Origin of the sequence: Demequina sediminis, from assembly GCF_039545075.1 — a bacterium.
Lineage (GTDB): Bacteria > Actinomycetota > Actinomycetes > Actinomycetales > Demequinaceae > Demequina > Demequina sediminis.
Window position 1 is genome coordinate 161,420 of the sequence record NZ_BAABRR010000003.1, and the last position, 14,975, is coordinate 176,394.

Here is a 14,975-nt window from a genome sequence, read left to right on the forward strand (position 1 = left end):
CATCGGCTCGCCGCTGACCTCTACCTCAACAGGCACCTAAGCCCTGACGCGAGAGTGCTGTCGCTTGCTGTCACCACGTTCGGCTTCCGTAGCGTCGTAGCCGCTCACAGGGCACGCTTGCAGTCGCACCTCGGATGGACCAATGAACGCTACGACGGCGCGAAAACTGAAGCCCTACTCGACGGCTGGATTTGGACCTGGGAAGGAAGCCTCACCGCGCTGACGCAGGACGAGGGCTTCTGGGTGTGGCGCGACGGCAGGGATGCCGTTGATTCCACCCTCGCTCGCGCAGAGATGCGTTTCCCCGACCACTGGCACACGTCGCCCGCCGCTCTTGCTGACCGCTCACGTTTGTACGTCGAGGGTGTGGGCATGAAGCGCGCCGCGAGGCTCTTCCCGCAGGATGACGTGGAGGCACGGCTCACCCTCATCGCTCTCTCTACAGTCCTACGTTTTGACCGCCAGGAAGCATGGACTGATTTCAACCCCTACATGCGCGAGGTGTGCAGAGGCATCGACGTTCGCAGGGCGGTACGGAACCTTGAGCGGTACGGATACGTCGAGGTCGCTGAGGACAGGGCTCACGTGCGGTTCACACAGGCGTATGCGGACACGCTGGCGGACTATGCGGCTCACTGGAAAACGCGCGAGAACCGGAACCGCGAAACCGAGTATGAGGAGCGCTGGACAGCCGCTCACAGGCGTCCGCAATGGGTGGGAGCCGAACGTGAAGCCAGGGGTGCTCGCTGGTATATGTACGCCTTGGAAACGACTGCCGACCTCACCATCACCGTGAACGGGGTGACCGAGGAGTTCCCGACAGGCACGCGTTGCTACGTGGGAATTTCGACGCTTCCCGAGATGAGGGCGCTAGAGCATTTCGACGCTTCGGAGTGCGGCTACAACCCTCGCCTACATGCTCTCAAGCAAGCGGCTGAGGCAGTGAACCGTGACCATCCGGCACTCGTGAGTGTGCAGTTGGAGAGTCACAGCGCTGACGAGATGACGTGGCTACAAGCCCAACAGCGTGAACGCTTCCTCGTGCAGTCAGGGCTTGCTCGCGGGCTTCCACTGCTCAACATCCAGTACACGCTGGGTAAGGACTGGATGACTGGCGGCGACCATACGGCTCGACGTTGAGCGGCGAAGCGTTGCTGTCAGCGTTGACCGATATCTGTTGGTGAGGGTTCGCCGCATATCGGCGCTCACCCGGTCGGAGTCGAAAGGACATTGTTCCGGCGAGTTACCTGCTGTGACGGTCGCGGACGTACGCGTGGCATCCGCTTCGCTGAGTCACACCCCTCGCCTATAACTACATTGAGCGCCCCTCTAACCACGAGGCGCTCCCCACCACTACCAGGAAGCCCTTTCACCATGATGCTCATAGTCGCCCCGGCTGACGAAACCCTCGTCGGCGTTTACTGGCGCTGTCATTGGACGTGCCTGGTCGCGGCTGTGGTGTCCACAAATGTGGACATCCCCGAGTTGATGAGTCCGCGTGACGGCATCTACAAGGCTCTCAACATGCTCGTGCTGGGAGAGTCCACCGAGGCACTGTGGGCGGAGGTTGTCAGCGACTGCTACCTCTGCGGTGGCGGTGACACTGAGGCTCCCGTAGAGGCGGCGGACACGGTGACGGACACCCCTGAGGGGGGTGCGTCATGACCGCCGAGATTCGCCGTATTCACCCCGCTCTTTTGCAGATGCGAGCCGCTGATTCAAATCCCATATGTTGGGGCTGGCGGTATCCGAACGCGGACGGCGTTGTGGTCGCCTGGCACAGTTGGTGCCTCGCCTCGTACCTCGAAAACCAGGGCGGCTGGCGCGGCTCGAACCGCGCCCTAGTGGGCGCGCATGAGTCCTGGATTGCCTCCGGTGGTAGCGCCGCTCGCAGTGGCTGGCAGAACGCCGAACAGGAGCGAATGGGCGCGCTATGGATTGCGATGTACGACGCTGGGGCTTTCCCCCTCCCCGAGCGTGTACCGGATGACCTCCCGGCGCTGGTAAGAGGTCCGTCACATTGCCGAGTAAATCCTTGCTGTATCGGCACCTGCGGACACGACGAAGGTCCGCTCGGGGTGTGCCTACGGCGAGGTATGGCTTAGCCCCTCCCTGGTCCTCGGATAGCGGCGCTTCGTGCGCTCACACGCCTCCCGTGGAAGGACACCGCCCCACGCCGAAGTGATGCGCCAGTTCGAATCTGACCGATAGCCCTGTTGACAACGAACTTCGAACGATTGGAACCGAACATCATGGCTAGAACCTCCGCCCCTATCAACCATCGTGATGACGCCTGGACCCGCCGTGTGGCGGTATTCGGAACGCTCGTCGTGGCAGGCGCGAACGGCGTGCTGTCATTCCACTCGCTCGCGTCAGTTGCCGCCGATGAAGGTTTCCCCGAGGGCTGGGGGTGGCTGTTCCCGATTGGGGTTGACTCGATGATGTTGACGATGGCGGTTGTTGCGCTTCACGGTGCGATGCGCGGCATGCGGCTGTGGTTCGCGTACGCCGGTACCTTCCTCGGTGCCGCCGTGTCCGTGTACGGGAATGTGATGTACGCCTATGACGGCTCGATTCTGCGAATAATCCTCCACTCGGTGCCGCCGCTGTTCCTCCTCATGAGCGTCGAAGGCGTGTTCTACATGTACCGAGTGCGCCTCGATGACCGTGCTGTGCAAGAACAAGAGGACGCGCGTGAAGCGGCTCGGGAGGCGAAGGCTGAGGCTCGCCGTCAGTCGCAGATTGCACGTCAGCAGGAGAAGGCTCCGCGTGCCACGGCTCTTGCTTCCACGGCTCTTGCTTCCACGGTTCGGGCGGCGGCGGCGGCTACTCTCGACAAGGCTCGTGTGGCGGCGATTGAGGGTGTGCTTGCGGGCGCTGAGTACAAGGCGCTCGTGGATGCGAACACCGCGAACGTGGACCTCGCGGTGTTCGTCATGGAGCGGGTGCCGGGTACCACCAACCTTGACCTCACACACGCCGGGTTCCTCTCCCTCCCCACGGATGAAGGCAGGGCGCACCGTGACCGCGTTCGGGCGGCGTGGAAGAAGGCGTCCGAGCGGATGGAGGCTGGCGCTTCCAGTGCTGACGGCTCAAGCGACAAGGGTGAGCAGTCCGTTGCGGCTCTCGCTGGTGACTCCGAGGCTGACAGGCGGGTGTTGAGTGCCGCGTAAACCTGAAAACAGAAACGACAAAGGGCTACGGATTGATTTCCGTAGCCCTTTTCTATTACCCCTATCGCGGACGTAAACGTGGCATATAAGCATCATTATGGCGTGAATGCCGATATTATCATACGTAGATGATAAATGCACTTCATCCGGTGCAAACAACAAGTTTTAGGAGAATAACATGAACATCAACATTCTTAGCCGCAAGATTGCCGCAGTTAGTACTGCTGGCGCTCTCGCCCTCGCGCTCTCTGCATGCGGGATGGGAAATGGCGATACGACGGATACTCGTTCGCTCGCCAAGGACGCCCAGCCTGAGGTGACTGCAACCGCCGACGCAACGCCTGAGGCTTCTGCTACGCCTGAAGCGACCGTCACCCCCGACGTCGCGTTCGAGCACGACAACGGCTTCAACTTCGACGCCTCAACCATCGCCATCCCCGAGGATGTCACCGCCGTATTTGGCGACGACGCTTCACGCGCTGTGAACGACGCCCTCATGGTCATCCACGAAGGTTACGTGCAGAACCCTCAACTCGTTGTACCTGGATACTCCGAGGCTGACTACGACATCGCCTGGGAAGGCTTCTCGCAGAAGTGGCTCACGTCGAACGTGAGCGATGAGGACAGCCGTGACTACATCTTCCTGTCCATCGACCCGGACGGCGTTCTCGGCACCATCGACGGCACCGATTTCACGATGCCCGCTGACGGTGGCGTTGAAGCACGACTCTTCACTGAGCCTGTTGCTGTCCTCTCGGACACTGGCGACGCTGTGAGCGTCGGCTTCGATGTTCAGGTGACCTACCTCGCCGCTCCCTCTCACGTGACGCAGGACGCTCACATCACGCTGAAGATGATTCCTGCTGGCGCTGACGGTCAGTGGATGGTGGACGGTTTCACCATCGCCACCGACCCCGCAGAAGTCGTAGAGGGGTAAGCCATGAATAAGGACGCAAACTTAGGCAAACGCATCACTCGTGGCGTCATAGCCCTCATCGGCGGCGTAGCGCTCGCACTCGTCGGCTCCACCGCTTTCGCTGGTACTGAGTTCGGCGGCGGGGTGGGAACCGATGGCGGCGGTGGCGGCACATCCAACCCCGGCACAGGTGGAGGCGGCGGCAACAGTGGTGGTGGCACCACGAACCCACCTCCCACTAACTATGTTTTCGCGACCTTCACACGCGAAGGCAACATCGCCACGAACTGCCCGGCTAGCGCTATCGGCTACCGCATCTCTTACCGCTCCACCACTGATTACTTTGCGTCGAACAACGCCTTGTGGAACTACGTCGCTCACGGGGCAGAACTCGACATCTTGCCCGACTACGTGGAGTTCAGAGGCATCTCCTGCATCTACCCACCATCACACCGTGACGTGACGGTACGTGTGGTGCTGGACGCCAATATTGCCATCCAGCAAGTTCAACCAGAAGAGAAAACTCTTCGCACCGCTAGCGCCACGACTCGCTGGGGTAACGGAGAAAGGACGTTGGCGGCGGCGTACGACTCTGACTCTGCGCAGGCGGCTGTATCGACCTCCATCACGGAATTTGGGCGCTACCAACTCGCCGGAACCGCTCGGGCGCAATACGTGACGATTCGGACCTACTCCTCGAACACCGACCAGTTCGGCAACACCTACGAAGATGAAGTCATCAACACCGGTGCCATCTTCAATGCGTCCGTCACCAACGCGCGAGGACAGTTGGATTGCGCGAACGGGTGGAGCAACGACTGGCTACCCGGCAGTTGGAATTACGAGTACGCCGACTGCGCTCCGACGAGCACAACAAACACACCTGCCTATCAGTGCGTTGCCGACGACGGTCCCGCTGTCACCATCAACGGTGAGGCACGCACCAGCGCCGCGCTTTTCCGCAACGGTGAAGCGAACCCCGTGACCTTCGCGGCTGTACGCCCGTCAGGACTCTCAAACCTCCACGCGGAGCGCACTCGCTGGACACGCAATGAGGACGGCTCCCCGTGGCGCGCTGAGGCTGGTCGAAAACTCTCTGTGGCGAACGCTAACTTCAAACTCTCCCGCCAGGAAAAGGGTCAACAGTTATTCATCAACGACACAGCATCAGCCTGGAATAGCGGCATCATCACGGACCTGTACGTGCACGGAACCTGGGCTAGTGGCAACGGCTTACCCAACGTCGTGACGCCGCACTACTCGTATCAGGGCACCCGACAGGTCGAGTCGGTCACCATCACGGGAGTGAACTCTGACGGGTCGTGGGAAACGACATCGAGCACTCAGAACGTAACCGCGATGGCTCTTTGTGATGGCACCCCGCTCTCCGTCGAGTTCGTCCGCGCTGTTAGCGGTCCTGGGAAGTGATGACATGACTCTGCCTACACACTCAACCGCTCCGCTCTCCTCCGACGACGAGATGGATGCTGAACTCGCCGCTCTCAAGAAACCGCTCGACGCAAGTGTGTTGGAGCGCGAGGAAGCCGAGTTCGCGACGTTCGCGTTCGAGCCGCTCAAAAAGGGTGACTCGAAGTTCCTCCTGGATGACGAGGAGGATGACGGCTCTGGCTACGTCGAACTGCAACGCGAAGCGAAGCGTCAGGCTGACCAGAAGCAACGCGAAGCCGACGAGGAAGCGAAAGCCCTGAAGAAGGCTGAACGTCAACGCAAGCGCGAGGACCGCGAGAACCGCACCCTCTCAAGCCTCTGGACGATTGCGGCGGTATGCGTGGCTGTCACTGCGCTGGTGGTGTTTGCCTTCGTCACCAGGGATGCGGACACCGCTGGGGTCGCCGCCGAGGAAGCCTTCCAGCAGGGCGTGACTGCGGGGGTCGAGGCGGTCGGTAACGCGACGCCGAGTGGCGCAGTCAGTGATGTTCGTGTTCGACCTTCCGAGGTGGCTGAAGAGGCTCCTAAGGGGGCTGACGATGCCGACACGGACGTGGCTGAGGGCATCGTCCTCTTCGGGGATTAAGCGCCCCGCCAAAAGCCGTCCGATAACCATATAGAGATTGCTCGCGACAGTCGCGGATGAGGGAGTGATGACCCCTCGCTACTACCCGTGACGACCGCCGAGTACCCCCGTCAGAGTTGAGCGTTTTTTCTTGTTGTTGCGCTCCTCTGGCGGGGGCTTTTCTATGCCCACAGTGCGGTGTGCAGAGTTATCCGTGCATCTCTACGTGCGGCTCCTAGCCCAAAAGGACACGGTCGAGGCGAGCCTGTTCTAGCCGATTCGCCCGAACCATGTCCTTTTCTGGACCCCCTCGCCGGGGTCGTGTCCTTCCTGCACTGACGCCAAAACGATGCGCGTACCGATAGTCCTAGTGACAAGGAACGGAGCAAACTATGGACAAGCAGGCGGCACTCGACGCGATTGAAGGCGTGCACTGGGCTAGTCCTGCCGCCTACGTTGAAGATTCCCTGTTCTCCGACGCTGACATCAGCCCTGAGATGCACGCTCTTGTGGACGTTCGTACGCTCACGAAAATGGTCGATACTGGCTGGGCTAGCAGTGACGGCTCTACGGCGCTCCTGCGGCTCTCTGAGGGCGTTCTGACGGCTCTCCTGCGCCGTGACCTCGCCTGGTTCACGCATCTGCACCTACGTGCCTCTATGGAACGCCTGCGAGCACGCGGCTACCTGGTTCCTGGCGATGCGGACAGTGGCGTGTGGAGGCTCACAGCGCTAGTCCTGGTTGAGGCTCAGATGGTCGAGTTGGAGGCGCGTGGACAGCACGACGGCGAGCGTCCCTTCGGCTACTTCCGGGCCGAGCGTGGGCACGAGATTATTGAGCGCATGACGACCAGGACCGCGCCCGTGCAGGTGCGCCCACGAGGCGATGTAGAGGCTTCGGGTGACACCAGGACGCTGGCGCGGACTGCGAAGGCAGGAGGCACGAGATTCGTGGACCTCGCTGGGGTCGTACGGAACCCGCTGAAGCCCCACCGGACACAGCAACGGACGGGGCTGGGATACGGCGTGAACCCGTACACGATGCGTGGAGCAGGCGTCGAGGTTCAGATGAAGCGGAGCAGTCGCTAAGCGTGACGCCAGTACTCACAGCCGCAGAGGCGGTCAGTGGGGTCAGGGATACGTAGCCCCTCACGGTCGATGACAGCGCCATCGGAGAGGTTCTTCGCGAGCAGTGCGTACAGGTCAGCGCCGAGGTTCTCTTCCAGGCTCTCGACGGGCGATGAGGTCACGAAGATGATGCGACGACTGGGGTCACCGTCATAGGACGTGAGCAGGTCCGTCAACGCTTCCCTGTGCGCTTCGGAGAGTCCCCCGTAGTAGTCGAAGAACGTGTTGACGTGGACCACGAGGATGTTTGCGGACGGCGGGGCGGTCACGAAGTCGTTCTGCACCAGGTTGCTGGGCTTCACCAGGTCCACGGTCCAGCGCTCTGACTGCATGCGTGTGTTGAGTTCCCCTGTGAGGGCGATAGCGCGGTGCAGGGCGGAGTTTCCGTCGTCAGTACGTACGAGTAGCCACGAGCCATCTACAGCGCGTTCAAGGGCTTGCTTCTCGAACGCGTCGAGGGCGTCCGGGTGACGGTAGCGGTGTGGCAGTGATGACAGCCAGGCTTCGGTGGTTTGTGTGTGCATCTTCATCACCATGCCTGTTCGAGTAGTTCTTCAGCGTCAACGGGCGGTTGAGCCTCTGAGGATTCTGTTTGGTCATCTTCAGGCGCGTTCACGGGCATGTCCTCAGGCGTGTCCGATTCCTCTGTGGACCCTACTGGGGCAGGTGCGAACGTCGGCGCTTCTTCGATGACAGCAGTAGGCGGTGCAACGTCGTCAACAGGTACGCCAGCCGGGTCACCTGGACCCCACACAGGAGCACCCGTGTCAGGCTCCGGGGATACGGAGTCGCCAACAGCCCAGTCAGGTGCAGGCACGGTGTTCTCAAGGGCGGGTGATTCAGCCGTCGCGGCGGGGAACTTACCTTCACCGGGTACGAACTGCGCGACCTCAAGGCGACCGAGTAGCGGGATACCGCCGTGCCCCTCACCGAAACGGTTCTTGGGCATGGACAGCGAGTAGGTGGCGAGTGTGTGGTCCGTCGCGTCATCTGACTCTTCACGGTGGAGGAAGAGGATGGTGGCGGCTTCCTGTTCGATAGCCCCGGATTCACGGAGGTCGGAGAGGCGCGGCTTGTTGCTTCCACCAGTCCCACGCTTCTCCACGTCACGGTTCAACTGAGCGAGGGCGATGACAGGTACCTCAAGGCGTTGAGCAAGGGTGCGTAGCCCGTTGGCGACGTTGCCGACCTGGACGTGGCGCGGAGCCTGAGCGTCATCCTTACCGGGACGCACGAGTTGCAAGTAGTCGAGCACGATGAGGTCCACACCCTCGGTTTGGTGCGCGGCGTACGCCTCACGAGTGATGTCCGCAAGCGTCATAGCGGAGTCGTCAAGGATGCGTAGGGGGGCGTCAGCGATGGACTCGATAGCGGTGCGGACAACGGGTAGGTCGCGGTCAGGCACGTTGTTCCGGGCTATGAGTTTCGACGGGATTTGCGACTGCGCTGACACCAGGCGGACTTGGAGTTCCTTGCGCGTCATCTCTAGAGAGAAAAAGAGCACGCGTAGCCCCTGAGTGACAGCGGCTTCACGAGCGAAGTCACAAGCGAGCATCGACTTACCTACACCAGGGCGAGCGGCAAGGACATTGAGGCTCCGGTCCTTCCAGCCACCGTTGAGCGCTTCCGTGAGGGCGGGGATACCGGTCGAGATGCCTTCATCTGTGCGGGCGTGAGATTCCAGGTCGAGCATCATCTGCATGAGCGCTGAACGGTCATCACCTTCAGCGTTCTGACCTACAGCGAAACGGTTCTGCGCTTCCACGAGGCGGGACTGCGCGTTCGACAGTGCATCTTGCGCGAGGGTGGTGGAGGACACACCCGCGTCACGGATGAGTTCACGTCCCACCCCTTCGAGTGAGCGGCGGAGGCTGTTGTCACGGAGGATTTCCGCGAACACGTCAGCAGGCGCGTCGTATAGCGATGCCTCCTGCGGGTCGATGAGGAGGGCGAGGGCTTCAGTGCCCCCTGCGGCGTTCAAGAGGTTCTGAGCGCGTAGGTGTTGCGCGACGAGGGTGGGGGTGAGGGCTTTCCCGTTGTCAACGACTGCACACATGGCGGCGAAGGTCACCGCGTGACGAGGCTCAAGGAAGTCATCTTCAGTGATGAGGTCACGGACGGCGTTGAGGTCGTCGGGGCTGTTGAAGAGGTTCGCGAGGATGCCTGCTTCCACGTGAGCGTCAACGTCAAACGCTTCAGTACTGGATGAGGTGGCGGGACCACTGTCGTAGGCAGGGTCATACGGGGGCGCGTCGTGTTGTGCAGTAAAAGTCATGATGTTCTTCCTGTTCGTTGTAAATCAAAGTCGCTATTCCTTACTATCGGCATCTTTTCGGCGTCAGCGCGACTGCCCTGGATGAGTGGGTTATCGAGGCTGTCAAGGCAAGAGAAAAGCCCCCTCCCGAAAACGGCAGAAACGGGAGGGGGCGAGCACACCACATCTTCAAATGCGACTTTGACTCCGAACGGAAGCGATGCGGTTGCTACATACATGGTTATCGGCTCATTCCATCAACTACCGCAGGTGACGCGTCGAGGACGGCGTTGTACACGCCCTCACCGAGCGCCTGAACCATTGCGGACAGGGCGGCGGTCACACCGAGCACGAGAGTGATTTGGCGGCGTGAGGACGCGGCGACGAGCAGGTTCAGGGTTTCCCGTAGCGCTTCACCGTCGCGGTAGTCGAGGGATTCGACACCGGACAGGTCAACGATGACGACACCGCCCTTCTCTACGAGAGCCTTCTCCTCCTCTGCACGACGGAAGCCTGACTGTGCGAGTGACACGAGTTCACGTGTGGAGCGCATACGTACTTGCGAGGTGGTGCAGTGCAATCCCGCGATGAGGTCATATGCGGCGAGCAGGTTCATGGTGCGGAGTGAGCCAGCAGGGGCGGCAAACAGGAGCGTCGAGGTGGACTCGGTGAGTACACGTCGGACAGCGCCACGGACATCCTTCGCCTGCGAGTTTGAGAGCGCAGTAGTCGGGACGCCGACCTGGCGAACCCACGCGTCCGCTTCCTTCCGAGCGGCTACAAGGCGACGTTCGTGGATGACACGCGCGGACTCCCTGGCAAGGGCTTCGCGCTCGGGGTTGGATTCAGAGGCACGCTCACGGGCACGTTCGGCGCGAGCGGCTTTCTCCTGGGCGCGTTGCTCCTCAAGGCGGCGGGCTTCAGCGGTGGCACGGATTTGCTCGATTCGTACATCGAGGGCTGGGTGGATGGTTGTCATGACTCTCTCTCCTTAGTTGCTTTGGACGACGAGCGCGGCGAGGCGCGGGTCAACGGTGTCGGGGGCGGACGGTGTGGACGGGGTGACAGCGGCAGGCGCTGAAGAGTGTGAGCGGTTGGCGTTCTTGAAGCCCCAGTGAAGGAGCCATTCGGCGGCACCTTCGCGGTACGAGTCAGCGGAAGTAGTGGAGGCTTTGCGCCCCTGGTTGAGGGCGGCGGCGAGGTTCACGCCCTGGACCTTGAGCGCATGGACGCGCTTGTTCACCTTGTCGATGCCCTCCGTGCCCTTCGGCTCCACGAGAGCGTCACGCTCTACGCCTGTGAGCACGGCACGGAGGTCAGCGTCGATGAGTAACTCCTTGATGCGGCTGACAGTCCAGGATGCGATTTCATGGTTGCGGGGAACGGCGGTGCCAGCGGGTGTACCAGCGGCGGCAATAGCGGCGGCGAGGTGTTCGCGTAGTTCAGCCTGAGGAACTGCGACAGCCTGTGTGACAGTGTTGATGGTGCGAACCGCGTCAGCGCTAAGGGCGTCAACGACGGCGTGCTTGCCAGCCCCTTCGAACGCTTCACGGACACCCGCAGGGACAGCCTGAACAGCAGGCTCCTGGGTCGGTTCTGGGGCGGCTTCGGCTACAGGCTCGGGAGCGGCTTCGACAGGCGCTTCTTCCTCTTCGTCAGCATCTTCAGTGACAGCAGGGGCGGCGTCGAGCGTGTCGAGTTCGATGACTTCGCTGTACGACTTGATGCGTTCCCCGGCTTCACGGAGGTAGTCCTCTTCCTCCTCGCAGAGGCGCTTGGCGCAGTCGAGGAACCACTCAGCGTTGAGGTACCGGACTTCTTCGCGGCGTTGCCCTCTAGCGAGGCGTTCCTTGCGTTCGAGGATGACGCCCGCACTGACGAGCGCCTTGAGTAATGTTCGGGCTTGACGCTCGCTCACGCCGATAAGGGTGCCGAGCATGTTCTGTGTGAAGTGCATGGCGGGCGAGGCATCACGCTTCGTAGGCGCGAAGGCGAGGACAGCGCGGAGTGCTCCACGTTGATGTGAGGGCAGGTCGCTGGCGGCGATTGCCAGGTTGAGATTTGTGGATGAGATGCCGCGAATGGTGCGCATGTCGAGATTCCTTCCGAAAGTAGTCATGCTTTTACTATCGGCAGGATGGAGGAAGTGGACTTCCGGGTAGGCGGAAGCACATTTCCGGTTACTGTGAAGTACAGTTCCGGTACGTACCGGAACTGTACTTCCTGTACGTACCGGAAGCACACTTCCGGTTCTCGCGCGGGCGCGTTCCTTCTTCTTTCAAAGCATTAAACAAAACAACAAACAAACAACAGGATTAACCTCCAACGCCAGCGTGCGCGAGCGGATGCGCGATGTTAGATGAAGGTGACTTATTGAAAGAGTGGGATACCTCTCTTCAGTCAAAAGCAAAGAACTACAAAGGTTCCCCATCTACGGCTTTACCGCATACCGGTATTAACCTCCCCCGGTTCCGCCCCGGCGAGGGACATAAAAGTGTCACCACCCGCCTTTAACAGCGCCACACCCGTCACCGCACCCCGGCGAAACGGGCGCATATGCCACTCAAACGCGCAGGAACACCCCTAGAACGCCCGAGAATGGTCGGAGCGTCCACTTACACCACCCGGCAATTTCTAGGCGCTTAAATGGCGTTTTTTGAATATGCGGCTGGGCATGGCGACCGAGCCTCAGGTGGCGACTGAACGGCACGGAGATTTCTGCCGATAGATGTTAGTGACGCCAACCGCTCCTCTTAGGCGGTCAACGTCGGGCTAACATGGTTAGAAGTTCCTTTAGGTATCACGTCGGCACGAAGCCCCCGGTGACTCGGTTACACCGGGGGCTTCGTGCTGTCCGGGGAGGTTTCGAACCCTTCCATAAAGGACATCACTCTGGCGAGGTAGCCATCGCCCTATCGCGGACGAACTACGCGCCTCCTCCGTTCGATTGAAGCCATTCCGATGCGCCAACAGTGAAACGTCCGATATTCCTTCGTGAACCCGCGCGCAAGCGCATGACAACGAAGGAACATTATGAACACATCTATCGCAAGAAAGGCTCTCGCCATCATCGGTGGCGTCGCGCTCACCGGGCTTGTTTGCTCTCAAGCCGTTGGCTACAGCGTTGACTTGGACGACGCCGCCATCGCATCCATCTCTGAACCCGCTCCCACTCCGACGTGGAGCGTCGGTGAAGCCCACTCCGTTGAAGCGGACGCTCCTGTGGACGTTCCCGCTCACTCGGGACTCATCCCTGCAAGCAGTTCGCCCGCTGATATTCCCGCCGACAGCATCGAAATAGTCCCCGTCACGGAGGACGAGGGCGGAGTCCCCGGTGAAACCCGCGCCATCTACAACTCTGTCACCAACGCTCACGGCTCCGAGGGCGGCAACCTTGACGCCTCCTCGACCGCACAGGACGAACCTGTTGACACCATCTGGCAGTCATCGAAGGACTGGTCCTCGGACGGCAACGCTCACATCAGCGTGGACGACTCTGGCGGCGACATTGTGAACCTTAACGTTAAGGATAGCGGCACCATCAACGGCACAGGCGAAGGACTGCCTTCAGCGGGTGGTCCAAGTGCTGATATCCCCAACATCGAAATCGGGCAAACCGACTCATTCAACGGGGATGAAGCGGATGACGTGCGCGTGGTCATCGAACTCGACAGTGGTGTGACCATCACGATTGACGCTCCTGCTGGCTCCGTTTCAGTAGGCGGTGAGAACTGATGAATACGAAACTAATTCTCCCTGCGACAGGGGCGCTCGCCGCTGTGGTGGCGCTGACAATCGTCGGCACTCTCGCCCTCTCTGGCTCACCTGCCACGGCTACCGACGCCGAACTGGACCTGTCCACGGACACCCCTGAGGGCACCATCGTCAACGCTGAAGCGCTCCTTGTTGAGGCTGAAGAGGCTCTTGAGGAGTTCGCCGCCGCTAACGAACTCGAACTCGCTCCTGCCCCGGCGCAAAGCCTCGCCTTCTACGTACGCGATAGCGAGAACTACGTGACGGACTCGCTCGCGGTCGGTCCCGTTCTCTACCCCGTATCCACGGCTGGAATCTACCTCTCGCTCGATATCGAGTTCACGGACGGCGCTGACGGCGTGACAGCAAGCATCGCCTCCGAGGCTTCCTTCGAGCGTGCGGATTTCACTGGTGCGGGCACCATGTTCCGCCCTGACGGCGTGCAACCGTCACCAGTGAGCGTGTTCGACGCGAAGGGCTTCGACTCCAACGACCTACCTGTTCGCATGTGGAACACCAGCACAGTCGCGCCAATTGGTTCCGAGGTCGAGATTGGCGAGAGTGAACCGCTCCCCGGCTTCGAAGGACCGACGAGTACCGAAGGCGTACGCCTTGCTGACGGTGAACTCCACACGAGCACCGTGAACAACGCCGAGATTGTGCGCAGTGTCATCGACCCGCTCACGGGCACCGAGTACTTCAATTCTGAAGAGGACACGGTTTGGGTACTCCTAGAGATGGAACCCGGCTACTACACAGCCGACCACAGGGCGCTCGGGCTTTGGTATCAAGTGGGCACCTGGGTGAATACCAGCCTCTACGGATGGAACATCCGCGTCACCGAGGACCAGCAGTTCATCCGCGTTCCTGTGGACGCCGAGGGCAACGTTCAGCAACTCGAAATGACGCTGTTCACCGACTCACAGGAGTGGGTCGAGCACGCCTCGCAGAACACTGGCGTATGCGTCGCCCCTGAGTTCCTCGGCTACGGCGTACCCGAAGGCGAACGTGAGTCCTCTGTCGCTATCAACCCCACTGAAGCCGGTGCCCAGATGCGCGCCGCTGAAGAAGAAGCCATCGAGGCGGACATCGAATGAGCGCCATCAACAACACAACATGGAACAGGAGCAACATCATGAACAAGAAACACCTAAAACAACTGGGGGCGGTAGCCCTCGCGTCCACCCTCACCCTGTCACTGTCCGCGTGTAGCGGCGGCGTGGAGGCGTCATCTTTAGGTTATGACACCCCTGAGGCGGCGGCTGAAGCGTCAGTCAAAGCCATCCAGGACGGCGATTGGGACACACTCTGTGGACTCTCAGATATTGAGTCAGCAACGGAAGTCGCTACGTATTGGATAGATGACACGGATACCTGCGCAGGCAACGTCGAGAGCGTCATCTGGTCAGAGTTCTATACCCCGCCCGCCGTGTTCCGTGCAGTACAGGAACAGGGTGCAGAATTCTACTGGGGCACCGCGACCGTCGAAGAGGAGAGCGCTACCGAAGCGAAGGTCGTGGTCCCGTACACCGGTACTGAAGGCGATGACACGCTGAATATCTACCTAGTCAACACACCCGGCATCGGGTGGCAGAGCGAGAGTTCCCTCTAACCGCCGTGAAGGGCACGACCACAGCCGAACATCCATCACCACAGCGAAGAACCCCGTCGAGGTCATAGGACTACGACGGGGTTTCTCGCTGTGCGGGCACGGCTTCGGACCCTCACAAGAACCAGG

At 60.9% G+C, this 14,975-nt stretch carries 14 protein-coding genes; 10 read left to right on the top strand and 4 right to left on the bottom strand.

Annotated elements, in window-relative coordinates:
- Positions 1-117 precede the first annotated feature (117 nt).
- From ABEA62_RS04155 to ABEA62_RS04185, 7 genes are all read left to right on the top strand, one after another.
- Positions 118-1,140, top strand: coding sequence for a hypothetical protein (locus ABEA62_RS04155; RefSeq protein ID WP_286214595.1), 1,023 nt, complete (start codon positions 118-120; stop codon positions 1,138-1,140).
- Positions 1,141-1,374: 234 nt separating this feature from the next.
- Positions 1,375-1,665, top strand: a complete 291-nt coding sequence (locus ABEA62_RS04160) for a hypothetical protein (RefSeq protein WP_345378722.1) — start codon at positions 1,375-1,377, stop codon at positions 1,663-1,665.
- A gap of 551 nt (positions 1,666-2,216) precedes the next feature.
- On the top strand, positions 2,217-3,173 hold the full coding sequence (locus ABEA62_RS04165; protein ID WP_286214593.1) for a DUF2637 domain-containing protein: 957 nt from the start codon (positions 2,217-2,219) through the stop codon (positions 3,171-3,173).
- 178 nt (positions 3,174-3,351) lie between these two features.
- The gene (locus ABEA62_RS04170; RefSeq protein WP_286214592.1) at positions 3,352-4,110 is read left to right on the top strand and encodes a hypothetical protein; all 759 of its coding nucleotides are present in this window, start codon (positions 3,352-3,354) and stop codon (positions 4,108-4,110) included.
- Between the two features lie 3 nt (positions 4,111-4,113).
- Complete coding sequence (locus ABEA62_RS04175; RefSeq protein ID WP_286214590.1) at positions 4,114-5,517, top strand: hypothetical protein; 1,404 nt, start codon at positions 4,114-4,116, stop codon at positions 5,515-5,517.
- 4 nt (positions 5,518-5,521) lie between these two features.
- Positions 5,522-6,124: a hypothetical protein gene (locus ABEA62_RS04180; protein ID WP_345378726.1), complete on the top strand. Its 603-nt coding sequence runs from the start codon at positions 5,522-5,524 to the stop codon at positions 6,122-6,124.
- A 371-nt stretch (positions 6,125-6,495) separates the two neighbouring features.
- A complete protein-coding gene (locus ABEA62_RS04185) occupies positions 6,496-7,191 on the top strand; it encodes a hypothetical protein (protein WP_286214586.1) in 696 nt (231 codons plus the stop codon).
- Here ABEA62_RS04185 and ABEA62_RS04190 read toward each other — a convergent pair.
- The 4 genes from ABEA62_RS04190 to ABEA62_RS04205 all read right to left on the bottom strand — a co-directional run bounded on the left by ABEA62_RS04190 (position 7,188) and on the right by ABEA62_RS04205 (position 11,576).
- Positions 7,188-7,766, bottom strand: coding sequence for a hypothetical protein (locus ABEA62_RS04190; protein WP_286214584.1), 579 nt, complete (start codon positions 7,764-7,766; stop codon positions 7,188-7,190). The two genes, ABEA62_RS04185 and ABEA62_RS04190, sit on opposite strands and share 4 nt — an antisense overlap.
- Positions 7,760-9,505, bottom strand: coding sequence for a replicative DNA helicase (locus tag ABEA62_RS04195; RefSeq protein ID WP_345378729.1), 1,746 nt, complete (start codon positions 9,503-9,505; stop codon positions 7,760-7,762). The genes ABEA62_RS04190 and ABEA62_RS04195 overlap by 7 nt, the downstream gene beginning before the upstream one ends.
- Positions 9,506-9,725: 220 nt before the next feature.
- Entirely contained in the window at positions 9,726-10,463 is a 738-nt protein-coding gene (locus ABEA62_RS04200) for a hypothetical protein (RefSeq protein ID WP_286214583.1), read from the bottom strand.
- Positions 10,464-10,475: 12 nt separating this feature from the next.
- Entirely contained in the window at positions 10,476-11,576 is a 1,101-nt protein-coding gene (locus ABEA62_RS04205; RefSeq protein WP_286214582.1) for a hypothetical protein, read from the bottom strand.
- Between the two features lie 941 nt (positions 11,577-12,517).
- Between ABEA62_RS04205 and ABEA62_RS04210 the strand changes: the two genes are divergently transcribed.
- Genes ABEA62_RS04210 through ABEA62_RS04220 form a run of 3 tightly spaced genes read left to right on the top strand, consistent with a single transcriptional unit; the run spans position 12,518 to position 14,849 of the window.
- A complete protein-coding gene (locus ABEA62_RS04210) occupies positions 12,518-13,219 on the top strand; it encodes a hypothetical protein (RefSeq protein ID WP_286214581.1) in 702 nt (233 codons plus the stop codon).
- Entirely contained in the window at positions 13,219-14,334 is a 1,116-nt protein-coding gene (locus ABEA62_RS04215; protein ID WP_286214580.1) for a hypothetical protein, read from the top strand. Before ABEA62_RS04210 ends, ABEA62_RS04215 begins: the two co-directional genes overlap by 1 nt.
- Positions 14,331-14,849 carry a hypothetical protein gene (locus ABEA62_RS04220; protein WP_286214579.1) on the top strand — a complete coding sequence of 173 codons (519 nt, stop codon included), beginning with the start codon at positions 14,331-14,333 and terminating at the stop codon, positions 14,847-14,849. The genes ABEA62_RS04215 and ABEA62_RS04220 overlap by 4 nt, the downstream gene beginning before the upstream one ends.
- Positions 14,850-14,975: the final 126 nt, after the last annotated feature.

Bases quoted from the DNA above. Each gene is read 5' to 3' on its own strand.
- ABEA62_RS04160 (WP_345378722.1), top strand. From the start codon at position 1,375: ATGATGCTCATAGTCGCCCCGGCTGACGAAACCCTCGTCGGCGTTTAC.
- ABEA62_RS04170 (WP_286214592.1), top strand. From the start codon at position 3,352: ATGAACATCAACATTCTTAGCCGCAAGATTGCCGCAGTTAGTACTGCT.
- ABEA62_RS04175 (WP_286214590.1), top strand. From the start codon at position 4,114: ATGAATAAGGACGCAAACTTAGGCAAACGCATCACTCGTGGCGTCATA.
- ABEA62_RS04180 (WP_345378726.1), top strand. From the start codon at position 5,522: ATGACTCTGCCTACACACTCAACCGCTCCGCTCTCCTCCGACGACGAG.
- ABEA62_RS04185 (WP_286214586.1), top strand. From the start codon at position 6,496: ATGGACAAGCAGGCGGCACTCGACGCGATTGAAGGCGTGCACTGGGCT.
- ABEA62_RS04190 (WP_286214584.1), bottom strand. From the start codon at position 7,766: ATGGTGATGAAGATGCACACACAAACCACCGAAGCCTGGCTGTCATCA.
- ABEA62_RS04195 (WP_345378729.1), bottom strand. From the start codon at position 9,505: ATGACTTTTACTGCACAACACGACGCGCCCCCGTATGACCCTGCCTAC.
- ABEA62_RS04200 (WP_286214583.1), bottom strand. From the start codon at position 10,463: ATGACAACCATCCACCCAGCCCTCGATGTACGAATCGAGCAAATCCGT.
- ABEA62_RS04205 (WP_286214582.1), bottom strand. From the start codon at position 11,576: ATGCGCACCATTCGCGGCATCTCATCCACAAATCTCAACCTGGCAATC.
- ABEA62_RS04210 (WP_286214581.1), top strand. From the start codon at position 12,518: ATGAACACATCTATCGCAAGAAAGGCTCTCGCCATCATCGGTGGCGTC.
- ABEA62_RS04215 (WP_286214580.1), top strand. From the start codon at position 13,219: ATGAATACGAAACTAATTCTCCCTGCGACAGGGGCGCTCGCCGCTGTG.
- ABEA62_RS04220 (WP_286214579.1), top strand. From the start codon at position 14,331: ATGAGCGCCATCAACAACACAACATGGAACAGGAGCAACATCATGAAC.